The 19,372-nt window shown below is 48.1% G+C and carries 16 protein-coding genes; 6 read left to right on the top strand and 10 right to left on the bottom strand.

All coding sequences use genetic code 11. The features are described 5' to 3' along the window. Genes Q0110_RS00365 through Q0110_RS00355 form a run of 3 tightly spaced genes read left to right on the top strand, consistent with a single transcriptional unit; the run spans position 1 to position 2,683 of the window. On the top strand, positions 1–741 hold the full coding sequence (locus tag Q0110_RS00365; RefSeq protein ID WP_297900630.1) for a (Fe-S)-binding protein: 741 nt from the start codon (positions 1–3) through the stop codon (positions 739–741). Continuing rightward, on the top strand, positions 738–2,105 hold the full coding sequence (locus Q0110_RS00360; RefSeq protein ID WP_297900629.1) for a lactate utilization protein B: 1,368 nt from the start codon (positions 738–740) through the stop codon (positions 2,103–2,105). Before Q0110_RS00365 ends, Q0110_RS00360 begins: the two co-directional genes overlap by 4 nt. Beyond that, on the top strand, positions 2,105–2,683 hold the full coding sequence (locus Q0110_RS00355) for an LUD domain-containing protein (protein WP_297900627.1): 579 nt from the start codon (positions 2,105–2,107) through the stop codon (positions 2,681–2,683). Before Q0110_RS00360 ends, Q0110_RS00355 begins: the two co-directional genes overlap by 1 nt. Before the next feature lie 244 nt (positions 2,684–2,927). Here the strand turns inward: Q0110_RS00355 and Q0110_RS00350 are convergent, their stop codons facing one another. The 8 genes from Q0110_RS00350 to trpB all read right to left on the bottom strand — a co-directional run bounded on the left by Q0110_RS00350 (position 2,928) and on the right by trpB (position 11,491). After that, complete coding sequence (locus Q0110_RS00350; RefSeq protein WP_297900624.1) at positions 2,928–4,070, bottom strand: iron-containing alcohol dehydrogenase; 1,143 nt, start codon at positions 4,068–4,070, stop codon at positions 2,928–2,930. A gap of 81 nt (positions 4,071–4,151) precedes the next feature. Continuing rightward, the gene (trpA, locus tag Q0110_RS00345; RefSeq protein WP_297900621.1) at positions 4,152–4,925 is read right to left on the bottom strand and encodes a tryptophan synthase subunit alpha; all 774 of its coding nucleotides are present in this window, start codon (positions 4,923–4,925) and stop codon (positions 4,152–4,154) included. A 168-nt stretch (positions 4,926–5,093) separates the two neighbouring features. Beyond that, positions 5,094–5,768 carry a phosphoribosylanthranilate isomerase gene (locus Q0110_RS00340; protein WP_297900618.1) on the bottom strand — a complete coding sequence of 225 codons (675 nt, stop codon included), beginning with the start codon at positions 5,766–5,768 and terminating at the stop codon, positions 5,094–5,096. After that, a complete protein-coding gene (gene trpC / locus Q0110_RS00335) occupies positions 5,765–6,556 on the bottom strand; it encodes an indole-3-glycerol phosphate synthase TrpC (protein WP_297900615.1) in 792 nt (263 codons plus the stop codon). Before trpC ends, Q0110_RS00340 begins: the two co-directional genes overlap by 4 nt. A gap of 119 nt (positions 6,557–6,675) precedes the next feature. Continuing rightward, complete coding sequence (trpD, locus tag Q0110_RS00330) at positions 6,676–7,671, bottom strand: anthranilate phosphoribosyltransferase (protein ID WP_297900613.1); 996 nt, start codon at positions 7,669–7,671, stop codon at positions 6,676–6,678. A gap of 293 nt (positions 7,672–7,964) precedes the next feature. Beyond that, on the bottom strand, positions 7,965–8,531 hold the full coding sequence (locus tag Q0110_RS00325; protein ID WP_297900611.1) for an aminodeoxychorismate/anthranilate synthase component II: 567 nt from the start codon (positions 8,529–8,531) through the stop codon (positions 7,965–7,967). 305 nt (positions 8,532–8,836) lie between these two features. Continuing rightward, complete coding sequence (locus Q0110_RS00320; protein WP_297900608.1) at positions 8,837–10,240, bottom strand: chorismate-binding protein; 1,404 nt, start codon at positions 10,238–10,240, stop codon at positions 8,837–8,839. Between the two features lie 54 nt (positions 10,241–10,294). Beyond that, positions 10,295–11,491, bottom strand: coding sequence for a tryptophan synthase subunit beta (gene trpB, locus Q0110_RS00315; protein ID WP_297900605.1), 1,197 nt, complete (start codon positions 11,489–11,491; stop codon positions 10,295–10,297). Between the two features lie 458 nt (positions 11,492–11,949). Between trpB and Q0110_RS00310 the strand changes: the two genes are divergently transcribed. After that, positions 11,950–13,383, top strand: coding sequence for an aspartate ammonia-lyase (locus Q0110_RS00310; protein WP_297900602.1), 1,434 nt, complete (start codon positions 11,950–11,952; stop codon positions 13,381–13,383). Between the two features lie 51 nt (positions 13,384–13,434). On the opposite strand, the gene Q0110_RS00305 is transcribed toward Q0110_RS00310, so the two are convergent. Continuing rightward, entirely contained in the window at positions 13,435–14,007 is a 573-nt protein-coding gene (locus Q0110_RS00305) for an RNA polymerase sigma-70 factor (protein ID WP_297900599.1), read from the bottom strand. Between the two features lie 64 nt (positions 14,008–14,071). Then, positions 14,072–14,818: a 2,3-diphosphoglycerate-dependent phosphoglycerate mutase gene (gene gpmA, locus Q0110_RS00300; RefSeq protein ID WP_297900596.1), complete on the bottom strand. Its 747-nt coding sequence runs from the start codon at positions 14,816–14,818 to the stop codon at positions 14,072–14,074. Between the two features lie 165 nt (positions 14,819–14,983). Here gpmA and Q0110_RS00295 point away from each other — a divergent pair, with 165 nt between their 5' ends. Continuing rightward, a complete protein-coding gene (locus tag Q0110_RS00295; RefSeq protein WP_297900593.1) occupies positions 14,984–16,003 on the top strand; it encodes a FecR family protein in 1,020 nt (339 codons plus the stop codon). Between the two features lie 165 nt (positions 16,004–16,168). Beyond that, positions 16,169–19,351, top strand: a complete 3,183-nt coding sequence (locus tag Q0110_RS00290) for a TonB-dependent receptor (protein ID WP_297900590.1) — start codon at positions 16,169–16,171, stop codon at positions 19,349–19,351. Positions 19,352–19,372: the final 21 nt, after the last annotated feature.

Genomic DNA, 19,372 nt, shown 5'->3' with positions numbered 1-19,372 from the left:
ATGAAGGTAGGATTGTTTATCCCATGTTACATTAACGCGGTGTATCCCGAAGTGGGTGTCGCCTCGTATAAATTATTGAAGCATGTGGGTGTGGAGGTCGATTATCCGATAGACCAGACCTGCTGCGGGCAACCCATGGCGAACGCCGGCTTCGAGGATGAGGCGGCTCGCCTGGCCCTCCGGATGGAGGAACAGTTTAAGAACTATGACTACGTGGTAGGCCCCTCGGCCAGTTGCGTAGCCTTCGTAAAAGAGAACCATCCCCATATCTTGGAGAAGCGGGATCACGCTTGTATGAACAGTAAGAAGATTTATGATATCTGCGAGTTCTTGCACGACGTGGTGAGACCGGAATCCCTTCCGGCCGTTTTCCCGCATAAGGTGAGTATCCATAATAGTTGCCACGGGGTGCGTGAGTTACATCTCTCGTCGCCTAGCGAGCGTAATATCCCGTATTATTCCAAATTGCGTGATCTCCTTTCCTTGGTGAAAGGTATCGAGGTATTCGAGCCGAAGCGGGTGGACGAATGTTGCGGTTTTGGCGGTATGTTCGCCATCGAGGAGCCCGAGGTCTCTACTTGCATGGGACAGGATAAGGTAAGGGATCATATGAGTACCGGCGCCGAGTATATCACCGGCGCGGATAGCTCTTGCCTGATGCATATGGAAGGGGTTATCAAGCGGGAGAAACTTCCGATCAAGACTATTCACATCGTTCAAATATTAGCGGCCGGATTATGAGTACGAAGCATACTATAGCAGCGGCCCGTTTCCTGAAGAATAAGGAAAATGAGGCTTGGCACGACCATACGCTTTGGATGGTACGTACCAAACGGGATAAGATGAGCCATTCGCTTCCCGAGTGGGAACGATTGAGGGAATTGGCCTCGGAGATCAAGCTTTACTCCAACAGCCATCTGGACACGCTTCTGGAGGAGTTCGAGAAAAACGCGATCGCCAACGGAGCTATCGTGCACTGGGCGAAAGACGCAGAGGAGCATAACGAGATCGTCTTGCGGATCTTGCGGCAGCATGAGGCCCGGAACCTGATCAAGAGTAAATCGATGTTGACGGAGGAATGTCATATGAACGAGTTCTTGATGTCGAAAGGGATCGATGTGGTGGAGAGTGATTTGGGCGAGCGTATCTTGCAATTGATGCATCTGGCCCCCAGCCATATCGTGATGCCGGCGATCCATATCAAACGGGAGCAGATCAGCGAGATGATGGAGCGTGAGATGGGGACGGAGAAAGGGAATATCGACCCTACCTACCTGACGCACGCCGCCCGTAAGAACCTGCGTGAGAAATTCCTGCATGCCGACGTGGCGATGACAGGCGTAAACTTCGCCGTCGCCTCTACGGGTGAGATCGTGGTTTGTACCAATGAAGGAAACGCCGATATGGGAACCTCCTTCCCGAAGGTGCATATCGCTACGATGGGGATGGAGAAGATCGTTCCGAATCTGGAGGCGTTGGGCGTATTCACTCGTTTGCTGGCTCGTTCGGGTACGGGGCAACCCGTCACATCTTATACTTCTCATTACCGCCGTCCGCCCGAGGGACAAGAGTTCCATATCATTATCGTGGATAACGGGCGTAGCGATATCTTGGCGAAACCGGATCATATCCGTACGTTGAATTGCATCCGTTGCGGCGAGTGCATGAATACCTGTCCGGTGTATCGCAGGAGTGGTGGTTACTCGTATACGTATTTCATTCCGGGACCGATCGGGATCAACTTAGGTATGCTGAGGAATCCGGAGGAATATTCGGATAACGTATCGGCTTGCTCCTTATGCCTTTCTTGCTCGAACGTCTGTCCGGTAAAGATCGACTTGGGCGAGCAGATTTACCGTTGGCGGCAAGATTTGGATAAGATCGGTAAGGCGAGCAAGGAGAAGAAGGTGATGTCTTTCGGCATGAAGTTCCTGATGGAACGTCCGGGATTGTTCAATACGGCGTTGAAGTTTGCTCCGGTAGTGAATCATTTGCCCCGTTTCATGGTCTACAATGGCTTGAACGCTTGGGGTAAAGGACGTGAGCTTCCGGCTTTCGCCAAGGAGTCGTTTAATGATATGTGGAAGAAAAATAAGGTGAGATAATGAGTAGTAGAGATTCTATATTGGCGAGTATCCGTCGTCATACGGGTGTACGCCACGAGATGCCCGAGCTTACGTTGGAGGCGATTACTTATGCGGATAAGTTGGCTACGTTCTCGGAGGTGCTGGCCGGGGCGGGTGGCAAGGCCATTGAGTTGAGGCCCGGCGAGGATGTGAATGAGGTGATCCGTCGTGAGTTTCCGGAGGCGAAACGTATCGCCTCGAATTTGAAGGAGATTACTTGCGCTACCTTTAACCCGGATGAGCTGACTGATCCCCGGGAGTTGAACGGGACGGACGTATCTGTGGTGGAAGGTAGTTTCGGCGTGGTGGAGAATGCCGCTGTCTGGTTGCCTCGTCAGGTACGTTATAAAGGCCTGTACTTTATCTCGAACGCTTTGGTGATCTTGTTGGACAAGACTCAATTGGTTCATACGATGAATGAGGCTTACCGTCGTACCGCCTCTATGGATTATGATTATGGTGTCTTCATGTCCGGCCCCTCAAAGACCGCCGATATCGAACAAGCCCTAGTATTCGGGGCGCATGGCCCAATCCAAGTAGTAGTCCTGTTAAAATAAACCCCATACCCCATTTGTTGTAGAGACGGGGCGTGCCCCGTCTCCCACCGTCTGATAGTATTTTTAAGTTACCATTTTGAGGGGATGAGACGGGGCACGCCCCGTCTCTACAAGACAATGTATGATAGACATAGACAATGTATGATACCTAGCCATATAACAGACAAATTATACGACAGGCAACTTGTACAATACAAGCTTTATACGATAATTTTCTATTTAGGGCCGTGAATGCCTTGAATGTCTATTTACAACTCTCCAATATTTCCCGTGCCACGCTACCCGTTACATTCTTCGCCTCTCCAAAAGCAACGTTACGCTCATTGAAGCGATTCTCGATCTCGGTGATCGTCGCATCGCCAATCTTCTCTTGGCTGAGGCGGGTGGATAAACCGAGGCTTTGGAAAAATTGCTCGGTCTTCTCGATGGTTTGCTCTATACGTTCCTCCGTCGTTCCGCTATTGATACCCCATACCCGTTCGCCATATTGCAGGATCTTCCCCTCTTTCTGCTTGCGAAGAGTACGTAAGGTCCCCGGGAAGACGATCGCCAAGGTCGCTCCATGCGTCAATCCGTGAAGGGCGGTCAGCTCGTGTCCGATCATATGGGTAGCCCAGTCTTGCGTTACGCCCATAGCGATAAAACCGTTCAAGCCCATCGTGGCAGATAACATGAAATCTGCCATCAGATCGTAATCCCCCGGATTTTCCTTGATCTTTGGGGCGATCTCGATCAAGGTACTTAAGATACTTTCCGCCCAATGATCCATCAAGCGGGATTGGCCGGTCGTAGTCATATATTGCTCCATCACATGTACGAAGGTGTCGGCGATACCGCAAGCCACTTGATAGGGAGGCAGGCTGAAAGTTGTTTCCGGGTCTAAGATGGAGAATACGGGGAAATTACTGTAGAAGGGATATTTCTCTTGCGTCTCTTTCCGGGAGATCACCGCCCCGTTATTCATCTCGGAACCCGTGGCGGGCAAGGTCAATACGGTACCCATCGGCACGGTATGATAGTAGCCCCCTTTCTGTACCAGTTCCCAAGGATCACCGTCATACTGGATACCGGCGGAGATCAGCTTTGTTCCGTCTATTACGGAACCACCGCCTACCGCCAGTAGAAAATCCACTTGCTTGTCTTTCGCTATCCGGATAGCTTCTCGCAAGGTCTCGATCGTGGGGTTAGGCTCGATACCCCAGAACTCGATATAATCGCGATCCTTTAGCGCCTTGATTACTTGGTCGTACACACCGTTTTTCTTTACGCTGCCTCCTCCGAAGGTAATCATGATGCGATGTACCATCGGGATGGCCGTACTCAGTTTCTCAATCATGCCCTTACCGAATAATAAACGGGTAGGGTTGTGAAAAGTGAAATTATTCATAGGACTATTCATGTTTTTATGTTCGCGGTAAAGATACGATAAGTCCGGGATCTTTACCGCGATAGAACACAAATAAAGTTCCTATTGTTTCAGGGCATCCAGCAACTTATCGACCGCCTCGGCGGGAGTAGGTTCGCTCTTTAGCAATTGTACGAACTTACTGCCGATGATAGCACCGGAAGAATTGGCTGCCGCGGCCTCGAAAGTAGCTTTATTGCTGATACCGAAACCTACCAAGCGGGGATTGTTCAGATTCATGGCGTTGATACGCCGGAAATAGGCTTGCTTCTGCTCGTTGAAGCTTTGCTGGGCCCCGGTCGTGGCGGCGCTGGATACCATATAGATAAACCCGCTGGTATGGGCGTCGATCAGCCGGATACGCTCCTCGGAGGTCTCGGGGGTGATCAGCATGATCATTTTCAGGTCGTGCCGGTCGGCGATCTCCTTGTAGTCGGCGATATAATCGGCGTAAGGCAGGTCGGGGATGATCATTCCGTCTACGCCGACCTCTACGCAACTCTCGCAGAATTTCTCGAAGCCGTATTGCATGACAGGGTTCAGATAGCCCATCAGGATGATCGGGATCTGTACTTCTCTCCGGATCTCTTTCAATTGGTCGAACAGGAGATGCAGCGACATCCCGTTACGCAACGCTTGCGTGGCGGCCTCTTGGATGACAGGACCGTCTGCCATCGGATCGGAGAAGGGGATTCCTACCTCTACCATGTGGATACCTTTAGCCTGTAAAGCCTTTAAGATGTTTGCCGTATCGTTTAAGTTCGGATAACCGGCGGTGAAATAGACGGAGAGTATCCCGTCTTTCTGGGTCTGGAATAAGTTTGTGATGCGATTCATTTTGAATTCTATTTTATAATTTAAGGCTGTAGAGACGGGGCGTGCCCCGTCTCATCCCCTCAAAATGGTAACTTAAAAATACTATCAGACGGTGGGAGACGGGGCACGCCCCGTCTCTACAACTAGCGGGATACAAACCTACATTTATATCCGTATGATGAAACAAATTTAGGTTTGTATTTGCTGGATGAATTTTTTTAGTTTATCAATGTCTTTCAATCCCGGCTCGATCTCGAAGCCGCTGTTTAGGTCGATGCCCGCGAAACGGGGATGCTGGAATTTGCGTATTGCCTCCACGCTTTCCGGATGGATGCCTCCGCTGAGGAGGAAAGGGGTCTCGCCTTTATAGTCGGCCAGCATAGACCAGTCGAATTGCCGGCCCGAGCCTCCGAAGCTTTCACATTTGGTATCGAAAAGGAAATAATCCACTCGCCCCTCGTACTCTTTAGTCTTCTCGAAATCCTCTTTGGAGGCGATCGGGAAGGCCTTGATTAAGGAGTATCCTCTTTTCTGTAGGGTGTGGCAGGTTTCCGGCGACTCGTTACCGTGAAGTTGGAGATAGTCTAGCTTGTAGGCAGAGGCTTTCTCCATCATGGATTCGATGGTAGCGTTGACGAAAACGCCCACTTTCTTAGTAGACAGTTGGCCAGTGACAGTTGATAGTTGCTTTGCGTCGGTATTAACTGTCTGTTGTTCGCTGTCCGCTGCCTGCTGCCTCGCCGGGCTTTGCCCGACAAAACGTTTGGAGCGTTCGTAGAAGATAAAGCCGATCCAGTTGATGGCTAGGGCGGCTACTTCCCGGATATTCCGGGGTTCCCGCATTCCGCAGACTTTGATGATCATGCCAGTCCTCCTATAAAGTGGGCCAAGGTATCGCCCGGCCTCTCGGTTTTCATGAAAGTCTCTCCGATCAGGAAGCCACGGAAACCGGCCTCACGCAATCGGCGTACGGTATCGGTTTCGGAGATCCCGCTCTCGGATACCAAAAGAGGGGAGAAGCCTCGCATCTTATCGATCAACTTGAATGAGTTGTTTACGTCCGTATGGAAGGAGCCGAGATTACGGTTGTTCACGCCGAGCATATCGATATCCGGGTTCAGGTATTTGAGCTCGTCTTCGCTATGAACTTCCAGCAAGACCTCCAATTGCAGGCTATGGGCGGTCTCGGCAAGTATCCGGCATTCCTCTTCCGTAAGGGCGGCGGCGATCAATAAGACAGCGTCGGCCCCCATCACCCGTGCTTGGAAAAGCTGGTAGGTATCGATGATAAAATCCTTGCGAAGTAACGGGAGATCCACCAGCCTACGGGCCTTTTGCAAGTCGCCCAAGGAACCTCCGAAGAAATCCCCGTCCGTAAGGATCGAGCAGGCAGAAGCGCCTCCGGCCTCGTAAGCGGGTACCACGTCGGCGATATTCGCTCCCGGATGCAGCCAGCCTTTGGAGGGACTTTTACGTTTGAACTCGGCGATAATACCGGAAGGGGATGATTCCAACGCCGCACGCATGGAACGTGTGTCACACTCCATACGGTCGCTACCTAAAGCCAATAAGGTTTGCAAGCTCACGGCCTGTTTTTGCCGGGCTACCTCGATACGCTTATTGGCGATGATATCTTGTAAGATGTCTTTCATAAATAATGTGCCAATTAGATAATGTGTCAATTGAATAATGCGTTACATTAATTAATGTATCAATAGAAGATGTACCGTCAAAGTCGGTACGTTGGTACATTGTTCGATTGTCACATTGATTAATTATTCAAAGATATAAATTTACGGAATGTAGCCAACGCTTTTCCGCTTTCCAATGATTCGCATGCCTCGGCGATACACGTCTCGATCTTCTTCTCGGGACAGATCACTTGGATAGCGAAGGCTGAGTTGGCGATCACGCAGCTCTTTTGGGCTTCGGTAGCCGTATTTCTTAATACGGCGTCGAAGATACGGGCCGCTTCCTCCGGGGTCTCACCGCCGTCGAGGTCCGTTTCCGTGCAACGTTTGAATCCGAGCATCTCCGGGGTATAAAGTTTCTCTTTCTCCGGCATGGCGACCTTGAAATCGGCCGTGAGAGAGATCTCATCGTAACCGTCTAAGCTATGTACCACGGCGAAACGGGTGCCGCTCTCTTGGTATGTATAATTATATAGACGTAGTAGCGGGAGGTTATATACACCTAGCAATTGGTAAGTAGGCATGACCGGATTGACTAGCGGGCCGAGCATATTGAAGAAGCTGCGTACGCCGAGGCTCTTCCGTACCGGGGCTACCGCTTTCAGCGCCGGGTTGAACAAGGGGGCGTGGAGGTAGGCGATATGGCAGGTATCCATGGAGGTACGTAGTTTATCGATATCGTTCGTGAACTTCACGCCGTGTTGCTCCATCACGTTGCTGGCGCCGCTTACCGAGGTCGCCCCGTAGTTACCGTGCTTTACGACATTGTAACCGGCACCGGCCACTACGAAACAAGAGCAAGTGCTGATGTTGAACGTGTTTTTCCCATCGCCTCCGGTACCTACGATATCGATCGGTTTGTATTCGCTTAAATCTACTGGTACACGCATCTCCAGCAATGCTTCCCGGAATCCGGTTAGTTCCTCTACGGAGATGCTGCGCATCAAGAATACGGTGATCAGACTGGCGATCTGGGAATCGTTGTAGCGCCCCTCCGCTATATTTTGAAGGATATTCCGGGCTTCTTCCCTGCCTAAATATTGGTGTTCGAATAATCTGTATAATATTTGCTTCATGATTGTAATGATTTTTGTCCGGGTTAACCTCGTTCATGAATAAGATAGAACATGGTCAACCTCTTTTATTACTAAGTCGTATATTACTAAGTCGTAAACCTGTAAACCTGCTTTATAAATAAGACGCTAAGTAGTCAACTAAAAACGTTAATGTACAGGAAGCTGTAGTTTCTTGCTTGGGAAACTTTAGTTTCTCTTAGAGGAAACTAGAGTTTCCTCTAAGAGAAACTCTGGTACCTTGCTTAAGAAACTGGAGTACTTTCCGGAGGAATTTAGAATTCCTTTAGGAAGCGTCAGTGTTTTAGCCAGTTCTCTATGATCGTTTTCCCTTTGGGGGTCAATACGGATTCCGGATGGAACTGGATACCTCGTACGTCGTATTCACGATGGCGCAAGCCCATGATCTGTCCTTCTTCCGTATCGACTGCCGTGATTTCCAGGCAATCCGGGAAGTTTTCCTTGGAGACCGCCCAAGAATGATAACGCCCTACACGTATACCCGGTTCCAGCCCCTCGAAGATAGGATCTTTAGCGATGATCCGTATATCGGAGCAAACGCCGTGATGTACGTCGGTAAGGTTTATCAGTGTGGCGCCGAAAGCCTCGCCGATGGCCTGTTCGCCTAGGCAGACACCTAGGATGCTCTTTGTCGGGGCGTATGTACGGATCAAGGGAAGGAGGATGCCGGCTTCCTCGGGGATGCCCGGCCCTGGGGATAGCAAGATCTTATCGAAACGGTTTATGTCTTCCAGGGAGATCTTGTCGTTGCGGTGTACCTCTACGTCCGCTCCCAGTTCCTTCAATATATGTAGCAAATTATAGGTGAAGGAATCGTAATTATCGAATAATAATATCTTCATTTTATATGTATGTTTTATTTTTGTTGTTGTTGTTGTTGTAGAGACGGGGCGTGCCCCGTCTCATCCCCTCAAAATGGTAACTTAAAATACTATCAGACTGTGGGAGACGGGGCACGCCCCGTCTCTACAACTGGGTAATTAATCAATTAATTTTGCAACCAGATAATTAATCAATTGATTTTGCGACCGAATAATTAATCAATTAATTTTGCAACTGGATAATTAATCAATTGATTTTACAACCAGATAATTAATCAATTAATTCTGTAACCGGACAATTAATCAATTAATTCTGCAACCAGGCATCAATTAATTAATTTCTCCGCTAAATCTATCGCCTTCTTCAAGGCTCCCAGTTTATTGTTTACTTCTTGCAATTCACGTTCATCGTTACTTTTGGCTACGATTCCGGCTCCTGCTTGGTAATAAAGTACGTTGCCGCGGCTGACGAAGGTACGGATCGTGATCGCTTGGTTCAAGTCGCCGTCCAGACCGATGAAACCGATACAGCCACCGTAAGCACCCCGGTTATGATGCTCGATGTCGGTGATCAGTTGCATGGCCCGTACTTTGGGAGCCCCGCTCAGCGTACCGGCGGGGAAGGTATCGACGTAGGTCTTTACCGGGTTACTATCGGCATTGATCTCACCACTCACACGAGATACGAGGTGGATGACATGGCTATAATATTGTACCTCTTTATAGAAATCCACCTGTACGTTGTGGGCGTTACGGCTTAGGTCGTTACGGGCGAGATCTACCAGCATCACATGCTCGGCGTTCTCCTTGGGATCGGCTAGCAGAGCCTCGGTACGTTGTTTATCTACCTCGATATTCCCGGTACGGAAAGCGGTCCCGGCGATCGGGTCGATACTGGCATGTCTGCCCGTTACCTTGCAATGCGTCTCGGGGGAAGAACCGAAGATACGGAAACCTCCGAAATCGAAATAAAACAAATAAGGAGAAGGGTTGATGCTGCGGAGAGCCCGGTACACCTTGAAGTCGTCACCCTTGAACGGCTGCTCGAAGCGACGGCTTAATACGATCTGGAAGACATCCCCCCGCAGGCAGTGCTTGATACCTTGGCGAACCATCGCCTTATATTCCTCGCCGGAGATCGAGGAGGTCTCGGGACCTGCCGTCTGGAAATTATAGGAAGCGAAGTTACGGTTCTCTATCAGCGTAAGAATCTCTTCCAACCCGCTATCCTCGCCGTCTTGAACCATCTCCACCAGTGTCAGTTCATTCTTGAAATGATCGAAGACAAGGACATACTTATATAATAGGTATAGCATATCGGGAGCATCGTTCTCCTCGTGGTGAACTTCCATGACCGGGATGTTCTCGAAATAACGGACGGCATCGAAAGCCGTGTAGCCGAATAATCCGCAAACCTTCTTATCCGCTCCCTCCACCTTGAAACGACCGAGGAAAGCGTTCATCGCCTCGGGTACGTTGTAGGTTTCGGAAAGCGGGGTAACCTCCCGGGGCTCGTCCGGGAAGGTCGCCGTGCATTCCCCGTTGTTGATACCGATGCTCGCCAAAGGGCGAAGCGCTATAAAAGAAAGGCTGTTCTCGTTTCCATGAAAATCCGAGCTTTCCAACAAAGCCGATTCCGGATAAATATCCCGCACCTTCAGATAGATACTTACAGGTGTATGAAGGTCGCCCATCACCTTCTTGCTTATCGTTTTAAAAGAATAATTCATAATAATAAGAAATTAGAACTTGAAAATCAAAAGTTGAAACCTGAAACCTGAGAACTAATAATTCTCAATTCTCAATTTATATTTAATATAGGTGTCCATATCTTTATCGCCTCGGCCCGATACAGTCAGTACCACCACGTCTTCCGGCTTGAAGTCCACCTTGGCCAAGGCTCCCAAGGCATGGGCGCTTTCCAAGGCCGGGATGATTCCTTCCAGACGGGTCAGCTCGAAAGCGGCATCCAACGCCTCGTCATCATCGACAGCCAGGATTTGCGCACGGTGCTCTACGGAGAGGTTCGCGTGAATCGGGCCGATGCCCGGGTAATCCAAGCCGGCGGAAACAGAATAAGGTTCCTCGATCTGCCCGTCCTCGTTCTGCATGACCAAGGTACGTGCCCCGTGGATAATGCCCTCTTTACCCAATTGAATCGTGGCGGCACTCATGCCGGAGTGGATGCCCTTACCGCCGGCCTCGGCCAAGACGATCTTCACCCGCTCGTCGTCCACGAAATGATAGATCGTACCGGCGGCGTTACTTCCCCCGCCTACGCAAGCGATCAGGTAATCCGGGTGATCCCTTCCTTCCTTCTCCAGCAGTTGCTTCTTGATCTCCTCGCTGATAACGGATTGCAGCCGGGCTACCATATCCGGATAAGGATGAGGCCCTACCGTAGAACCGATAATATAATACGTATCCGAAGGATGGCAACACCAGTCGCGGATCGCCTCGTTCGTGGCATCTTTCAAGGTCATGTTTCCCGAGGTCACGGGCACGACGGTAGCTCCCAGCATCTCCATCTTCTGCACGTTGGCATGTTGGCGTTCCACGTCTGTCTTACCCATGTAAACGATACATTCCATATTCATCAAGGCGCATACCGTAGCCGTAGCCACTCCATGCTGTCCGGCGCCAGTCTCGGCGATGATACGGGTCTTCCCCACGCGGCGGGCCAGAAGGATCTGTCCGATCGTGTTGTTGATCTTATGCGCTCCGGTATGATTCAAGTCCTCCCGTTTCAAGTAGATCTTGCATCCGTATTTCTCGCTCAGCCGTTTCGCTAGGTAAAGAGGAGAGGGGCGACCTACGTAATCACGCAATAACTGATTGAACTCTTCCTTGAAACTATCGCTTTCCAATACTTTCAGGTAGGTATTCTGTAAATCTTCCACGCATTGATGAAGGATCTCGGGAACATAAGCCCCGCCGAACTCTCCATAGTAACCATTCTTGTCAACTTGATACGTTTTCATCTTTTATCTTTTATCTATTTTAGTTGTTTCCGTTTTGAATTTGCCATAAAAAGAAAAGAGGCCCGCCGCAAGTGCGACAGACCTCTTTATATCTTTATGTAGTGTTTATATATACATATGAGTCTTCGTCCCTTACGACCTTTTGAGTTGTACGGAGCGCCACCACCAATATGTATTTACTACGAATGTTCTCATGACTCTGTTTTGTTATTACGGCGGCAAATATAGGGAATCTTTGACAAACAGCAAATGAAATCGTACTTTTTTTATAAATGAGATAAAAAAGATCAGAAGACCGATGAAAACTGTTTTATTGACAAAATGTAATTCGTTCGCTCTTATTTTAGCTTGTATGGACGTTTTTGGTATTAGTTTTTATTATTTCAAAGAATAATTTGCTTTCAAAATAATAGTTTCTACCTTTGTGGGAACAATAAAGAACGATTAATATTTTTGACATGGATACTAAATTAACTGGAAAAACTCGCATAGAGAGCGATTTGATCGGCGCTCGTGAAATTCCCGCCGAAGCATTGTACGGAGTTCAAACCTTGAGAGGAATCGAGAATTTCTCGATCAGTAAATTCCGTTTGAGCGAATATCCTTTATTCATTAAAGGATTAGCTATAACAAAGATGGCGGCTGCCAAGGCTAACTTTGAGTTAGGCTTGCTTACCGTAGAGCAAAAAGAGGCTATCATCGCCGCTTGCGGTGAGATCATCGATGGCAAGCATCACGACCAGTTCCCGGTGGATATGATCCAAGGCGGGGCGGGTACTACTACAAATATGAACGCGAATGAGGTAATCGCCAACCGTGCCTTGGAGTTGATGGGGCATGAGCGGGGCGAATACCAATACTGTTCGCCGAACGACCATGTGAACTGCTCGCAATCCACGAACGACGCATATCCGACCGCTATCCATATCGGTATGTATTTTAAGCACCTTCAATTGCTTCCCCATCTGGAGGAATTGATTGCCTCTTTCCGTAAGAAAGGAGAGGAGTTCTCGCGGATTATCAAGATGGGACGTACGCAGTTGGAGGATGCCGTACCTATGACGTTGGGGCAAACCTTCAATGGCTTCGCCAGTATCTTGCAGGATGAGGTCGCTCACTTGAATGAGGCGGCCGCCGACTTCCTGGTGGTTAACATGGGGGCTACCGCCATCGGTACGGGGATTTGCGCCGAGCCGGGATACGCCGAGAAATGTATCGTGGCCTTACGTGAGATAACCGGATGGGATATCCGTCTTTCCTCCGATTTGATAGGAGCTACCTCGGATACTTCTTGCTTGGTAGGCTACGCTTCCGCCATGAAACGGGTTTGCGTGAAAATGAATAAGATCTGTAATGACCTTCGCCTGTTGGCAAGCGGTCCTCGTTGCGGCTTGGGTGAGTTTAACTTGCCCGCTATGCAACCGGGTTCGTCTATCATGCCGGGTAAGGTGAATCCGGTGATCCCGGAGGTGATGAACCAGATCGCTTACAAGGTAATGGGGAATGAGTTATGCGTGACCATGGCCGGAGAAGCCGCCCAGATGGAGCTGAACGCTATGGAGCCGGTGATGGCACAATGCTGCTTTGAGTCCGTGGATCTGCTGATCAACGGTTTCGATACGTTGCGCACCCGTTGCGTGGACGGTATTATCGCAAACGAGGATCGTTGCCGTGAGGAAGTGCACCATAGCATCGGCGTGGTGACAGCCTTGAATCCGGTAATCGGTTATAAAAACTCGACCAAGATCGCCAAGGAAGCGTTGGAGACCGGTGTTAGCGTTTATCAATTGGTGTTGGATCATGGTATCTTGACCAAGGAGGAACTGGATACGATCTTAAGCCCGGAGAATATGATCAAGCCCGTGAAATTGGATATCAAGCCTCGCCGTTAAGCGAGGCCTTGTATAAAGAAACACGCTCATAACGATGGGACATCTTTTCCGTTATGAGTGTGTTTGCTCGTAAAGCAACCATACCAACAACGGGATATAGTCTTTTAATTCCGTCCGTAATATTTTGAGCGCTTGTGAAATTCTGTATGCGATCGTCTTGGGGGATACACCTGTCCGCTCGGCGATCTCGTTGTAGGTCATACCATCGAAGCGATTCATCTCGAATGCTTTACGATATTCATCCGGGAGCTCCCGGATGGCCTTGGAGGCCAAGGCCATCAGTTCTCCTATATAAAAATCCGGATTCTCGAATTGCTCTTGAAACTTGGCGTACAGTTTCTCGTGTACTTGCTGCTTGACTTGCACGTGGCTGATCGTATTGAGGCATTTATTACGGACGATCGTGAAAAGGAGGGATTTCAAGGACATGTCCACCACTAGGGATTTTCGGTTTTCCCACAGCCACATCATCACGTCTTGTACGATTTCCTCTGATTCTGGTATCGTTACATATTGGGAAGCGAAGGCGCACAATCCCCGGTAATATTGTTTATACACGGTGTCGAACGCTTGTTCGTCTCCAGTGATAAGCTCTAGTGAAATTCGTTCTGCGTTCTCGTCCACAAGTGTTTAAGTTTGTTTGGTTGCAAACTTAGCGAATAAATCCGGATAAGGAGCATTAATCTCGTTACTTTTTCTTTCCTTGGTTGGCTACGGCCTCCATGAGCTTCTTGATTTCTTCCGGGTCGCCGAGGAAATAATCGTTTGCGAGCCTTAAGCGATCATCAAACTCGAACACGTATGGGACGGCTGTCGGGAGATTCAGATGAACGATCTCTTCGTCGGAGATGTTTTTTAAGTATTTAATGATTCCCCGCAAACTGTTTCCATGGGCGGCTACAAGAATATGGTCGGCTGTGCGAAGCGTCGGGAAGATAACCTCTTTCCAATAAGGGAGAATTCGCTCTACCGTATCTTTCAAGGATTCCGTACGGGGCAACTCTTTATCCGGCACGTCTCCGTAACGGATATCGAAGCGAGGGTTACGAGGATCGTCTTCCGATAGGGGAAGAGGAGCTATATCGTAACTGCGGCGCCAGATCAATACTTGCTCGTCTCCGTACTTCCGGGCGGTCTCGCTTTTGTTCAACCCTTGTAGCGAGCCATAATGTTTCTCGTTCAATCTCCAACTCTTTTCCACCGGGACCCAATCTTGATCCATGCGATCCAGCACACAGTTTAAGGTCTTGACAGCCCGTTTCAGGTAGGAGGTATAGGCTTTATCGAACACATATCCTTTTTCTTTCAACAGACTGCCGGCCCTATAAGCCTCGGCTACGCCTTTTTCTGTTAAATCCACATCGGTCCAACCAGTGAATCGATTCTCTTTATTCCATACACTTTCGCCGTGGCGAAGCAATACGATACTTTTCATTGCTCTTTTTACTTTTAAGATTCTCATTTCTTGATAAAACAGAGGACGGAAGGATATTGTTGAGCCTTCCTTCAAGAACGGTATTTTTCCATTATTTAATTTTAAAATCATTTTTTGTTTAGTATATCCTTTGTCTCAACTGTATTAATTATAGAAACAAGAAAAATGGAAATAAACGAAGACATATTGATTCGGTATATTGATGGGATGTTGACAGAGGAGGAAGCCGTGGAGATAAAAGACTGGCGTGCCGTTTCTCCGGCAAACGAGAAAATGCTGGAACAAGTCTATTTCACGACTCAAGTGGCGTGCCGCCTAAGAGTTATGCAGACCGTGAACTTGGACGAGGCGTTGTCTCGCTTCAAATCAAGAATCCATAAGAAAAAGAGAAAATTAGCTTTAAGAAGAGCGTTAAATAGCATTCAGCAACTTGCGGCCATGCTATTCATTCCTTTTTTCCTTTTATCCGTTTATTTGTTCATACAGCAGAGTCAAGGGAACGTGCGTATGCTAACCGTACGCACGAATCCAGGAGTCGTTTCGGCTTTCGATTTACCTGACGGTTCTAAAGTCTGGCTGAATGCCAACAGTGAATTGAGATATCCGTCGGACTTCGATGCGGATACCCGTAGGGTGGAATTAACGGGACAAGGATATTTCGAGGTGACGAAGGATGCGCATAAACCTTTTATCGTAACGGTGGATAAAAATTATTCAGTGGAGGTGTTAGGTACTTCTTTTAACATATCCGCTTATAAAGATGAGAACATGATAGAGACTACTTTAGTAGAGGGTACGGTAAAATTGAACGTCTTGTCCGGAGGAAAACAGATGACGCAAATGCTGAGGCCTAATGAGAAAGCTAAATACCGGAAGGGAACGGGTAAGATAAAGGTGGTTGACGTGAATACCGAATATGACACGGCCTGGAAGAACGGGGAGATCATTTTCAGGAACCATCCGATGAATAAGGTCTTGAAAACGCTGGAACGTCATTATCATGTCGTGTTCGACGTGAAAGATAACGATATACTCAAGTCTATAATAACAGCCCGTTTCAAGGACGAGCAACTGCCACAAGTGCTGGAATATCTGAGGTTGGCGTCGGGAATCCAGTATGCGGTACATAAACCTACCGCCAAAAGCGGCGGGCCGGGAATCTCTGTCATAGAAATATCAAAATGATAAATAATGTGTAACCGTCTAAAATATGTCTGCCCATGAGAGAACGATAAATAAGGATAAAAACATACGGAAGAATATTGGCGTATTCTCCCGTACGAAAAGTCAAAAAAAGCTGTTGGCACAGCTATGAAATAACTTTATTATAAATAGTAATACTACAAAAATATGAATAAAATTGTAACCTTAAATGCTTTAGGGGGGAATAGTTATTCTCTTTTTCGAAAAATTCCGTTAATGATCAATATGGGGGTATGCGCATTCTGTTTGATACCAGCCATAGCTTTCGCGGAGAACACGCATGAAGCCACTGTTTTAAATGCTCAACAACAAACACGAAAAGCGGTCGGTATCGTTACGGATAAAACGGGCGAGGCTATTATCGGCGCTAACGTGATTATCAAAGGAACTACCAATGGTACCATCACGGATATGGATGGCCGTTTCGAGCTGGATGTTCCTGATAACGCGATTTTACAAATTTCCTATATCGGCTTTAATACACAAGAGATCGCCTTTACCGGACAACCTTCTATCGAGGTTCAGTTGGCAGATGATACGCAAGCCTTGGATGAGGTTGTGGTAACCGCCTTGGGTATCAAACGTGAGAAAAAGGCCTTGGGGTATTCTATGTCCGAATTGAAAGGAGAGTCTCTGACGCAAACTCGTGATGCGAACGTGGCCAATGCCTTGGCCGGTAAGGTGGCTGGTTTGCAGATCAAGCAAAATGGTACCGGCGTGGGGGGGTCCTCCCGTATCGTGATCCGTGGTAATAACTCTATTACGGGTAATAACCAGCCGTTGATCGTCGTAGACGGTGTACCTATCGATAACTTTAGCGGTGGTACGGATGACTATTGGGGTAACGGTAACGTGGATAAGGGTTCCGGTATCTCTGATATCTCCCCGGATGATATCGAGAGTATGTCTGTCTTGAAAGGCCCGGCGGCCGCTGCGTTGTATGGTAGCCGTGCGGGTAACGGTGTCGTGATGATCACGACCAAGAAAGGTAGCCAGAGTAAAGGCTGGGGCGTAAGTATCAACTCGAATTTCACGGCTGAGAACCCGATGCAAACCCCGAAGTTCCAAGATGTATACGGACAAGGTATCGACGGCGCTTTCGATAATAATAAAGCGACGAGCTGGGGTGCCGCTATGGACGGTTCTTCTAAGGATATGGCGATGGGGGTTTATCCCTATGCGGCGAGAGATAATAATCTGTATAAGGACTTCTTGCGTACAGGTTCCACTTGGACGAACAGCGTGGATTTGAGCAAGAGTTCCGAGGATATCACTTTCCGCGCCGGCGTGACACGCTTGGATAATAAGGGAGTTGTTCCGAATAGCGGAATGGACCGTACGTCTATCAACTTGCGTTCTACGGCTAAATTGTCTAAATGGTTATCGGCCGACGTGAAGGTGAACTATGTAAGCCAGCATACGAACAACCGTGTGAAATTAGCGGGCGACCCGGATAATATCTTCCTTAATTATTTAAGTATGCCCCGAAGTGTGGGATTTTCTGATTATGACACTTATAAGGATAACGATTGGAAACGTGCGGATGGAAAGCCCGCTGGTTATCTGATCGACACCGGGGCTAACGCTAATAACCCGTATTGGTCCGCGTACCGCAATACGAACAAAGATAAGAAAGACCGTTTTATCGGTTTCGCCGCTTTGGATTTCACGTTTACGGATTGGCTGAGCTTGAAACTTCGTTCCGGTATGGATAATTATACGATCCAATATGAGACGATTCGTGCGACAGGTAACCCGTATTGGGAGAATAATGGTAGCATGACTGCCAATATGGAGAAATTCACCGAGATCAACTCCGATTTCTTATTGACCGCTAAAGGTAACTGGAATCGATTCGGTATCGTAGGTACGGTAGGTGGCAATATGATGTACCGTAATTCTACATGGTACAAGGAATCATCCGGTGAGTTCGTGATCCCGGATTTCCATGCGATCGCCAACGGAAAGACACATGGTGGTGAGTATACTCGCAACCGTAAACAAATCAACTCGCTATACGCTACGGCCTCATTGTCTTGGGACGACTATTTGTATTTGGACTTAACGGCTCGTAACGACTGGTCTTCAACACTTCCGAAAAACAATGACTCTTATTTCTATCCGTCGGTAGGTGTTAGCTGGATTTTCACCCAGATGTTGAATAAGATGGGGCATAACACCGGTATTCTATCTTTCGGTAAGGTCCGTGCGTCTTGGGCTCAGGTAGGTAATGATACGGACGCTTATATGTTGCGTGATTACTATAAGATAGATTACGATATCAAGGGCGGTATTTTCAGCGCGAACAATGAGGACTGGATGGCCAATCCGAACTTGAAGAACGAGACGATCAATTCATGGGAGCTGGGTCTTGAGTTGAAGGCTTTCGATAACCGGGTCGGTGTCGATGTCGCTTACTATAAGAAGAATGCCAAGGACCAGATCTTAAAGATCGATGTTCCGTCCGCTACCGGATTCAAGAAGAAGATGATCAACGCCGGTAATATCGAGAATAAGGGTGTCGAGATCGCGATCAACGCTACCCCGTATATCTCGGAAACGGGCTTCCAATGGGATACACAATTGAACTGGTCGAAGAATAATAATAAGGTAGTTTCATTGACGGATGATACGAAAGAGCAAATCCTGAGCGATGGTTCGGTTACTTTCTTGAAGATCGTGGCTCATGAAGGAGGCGCTTACGGCGATATCTATGGATATGCTTATCAACGTGATGATCGTGGTAATGTTATCATCGGCGAGGATGGCGTGCCTTTGCGTACGAGTGATATGGAGCTGTTGGGCAATAACCAGCCGAAATGGATGATGGGTTGGAGCAATACCTTGTCTTATAAGAATTTCGTATTGAATTTTATGTTTGATATGCGTTACGGTGGCGATGTTTACATGGGTTCTATCCGTGCGGGCGCTTCATCGGGTAACTTGGAGATGACGTTGGATGGTCGTGACGGTATGATAGTACCGGGTGTATTGGCAGACGGTACCCCGAATACGAAGAAAATAACCTCTCAGGCCTATTGGAACGGCCTTTCAAGTAATAACGTGACAGAGGCTTATATGTACGACGCTACAAACATTCGTTTACGTGAATTGAGTTTGGGCTATAACTTCCCGAGAACCATGTTGGCTAAGACTCCGTTTACCTCTGCCCGCTTGAGCTTCGTGGCTCGTAACTTATTCATGATCTATAGTAAGACTAAAGGCTTTGATCCGGAAGCTGCTTATACATCCGGTAACGCCCAAGGAATTGAGTACGGTTCTATGCCGACAATGAGAAGCTTAGGTTTCAACATTAATCTAGCTTTTTAAGGAAACATAAATCTAAAAATG

The organism is uncultured Parabacteroides sp., from assembly GCF_947855115.1.
GTDB lineage: Bacteria > Bacteroidota > Bacteroidia > Bacteroidales > Tannerellaceae > Parabacteroides.
This window is presented reverse-complemented; position numbering and strand designations above follow the sequence as displayed.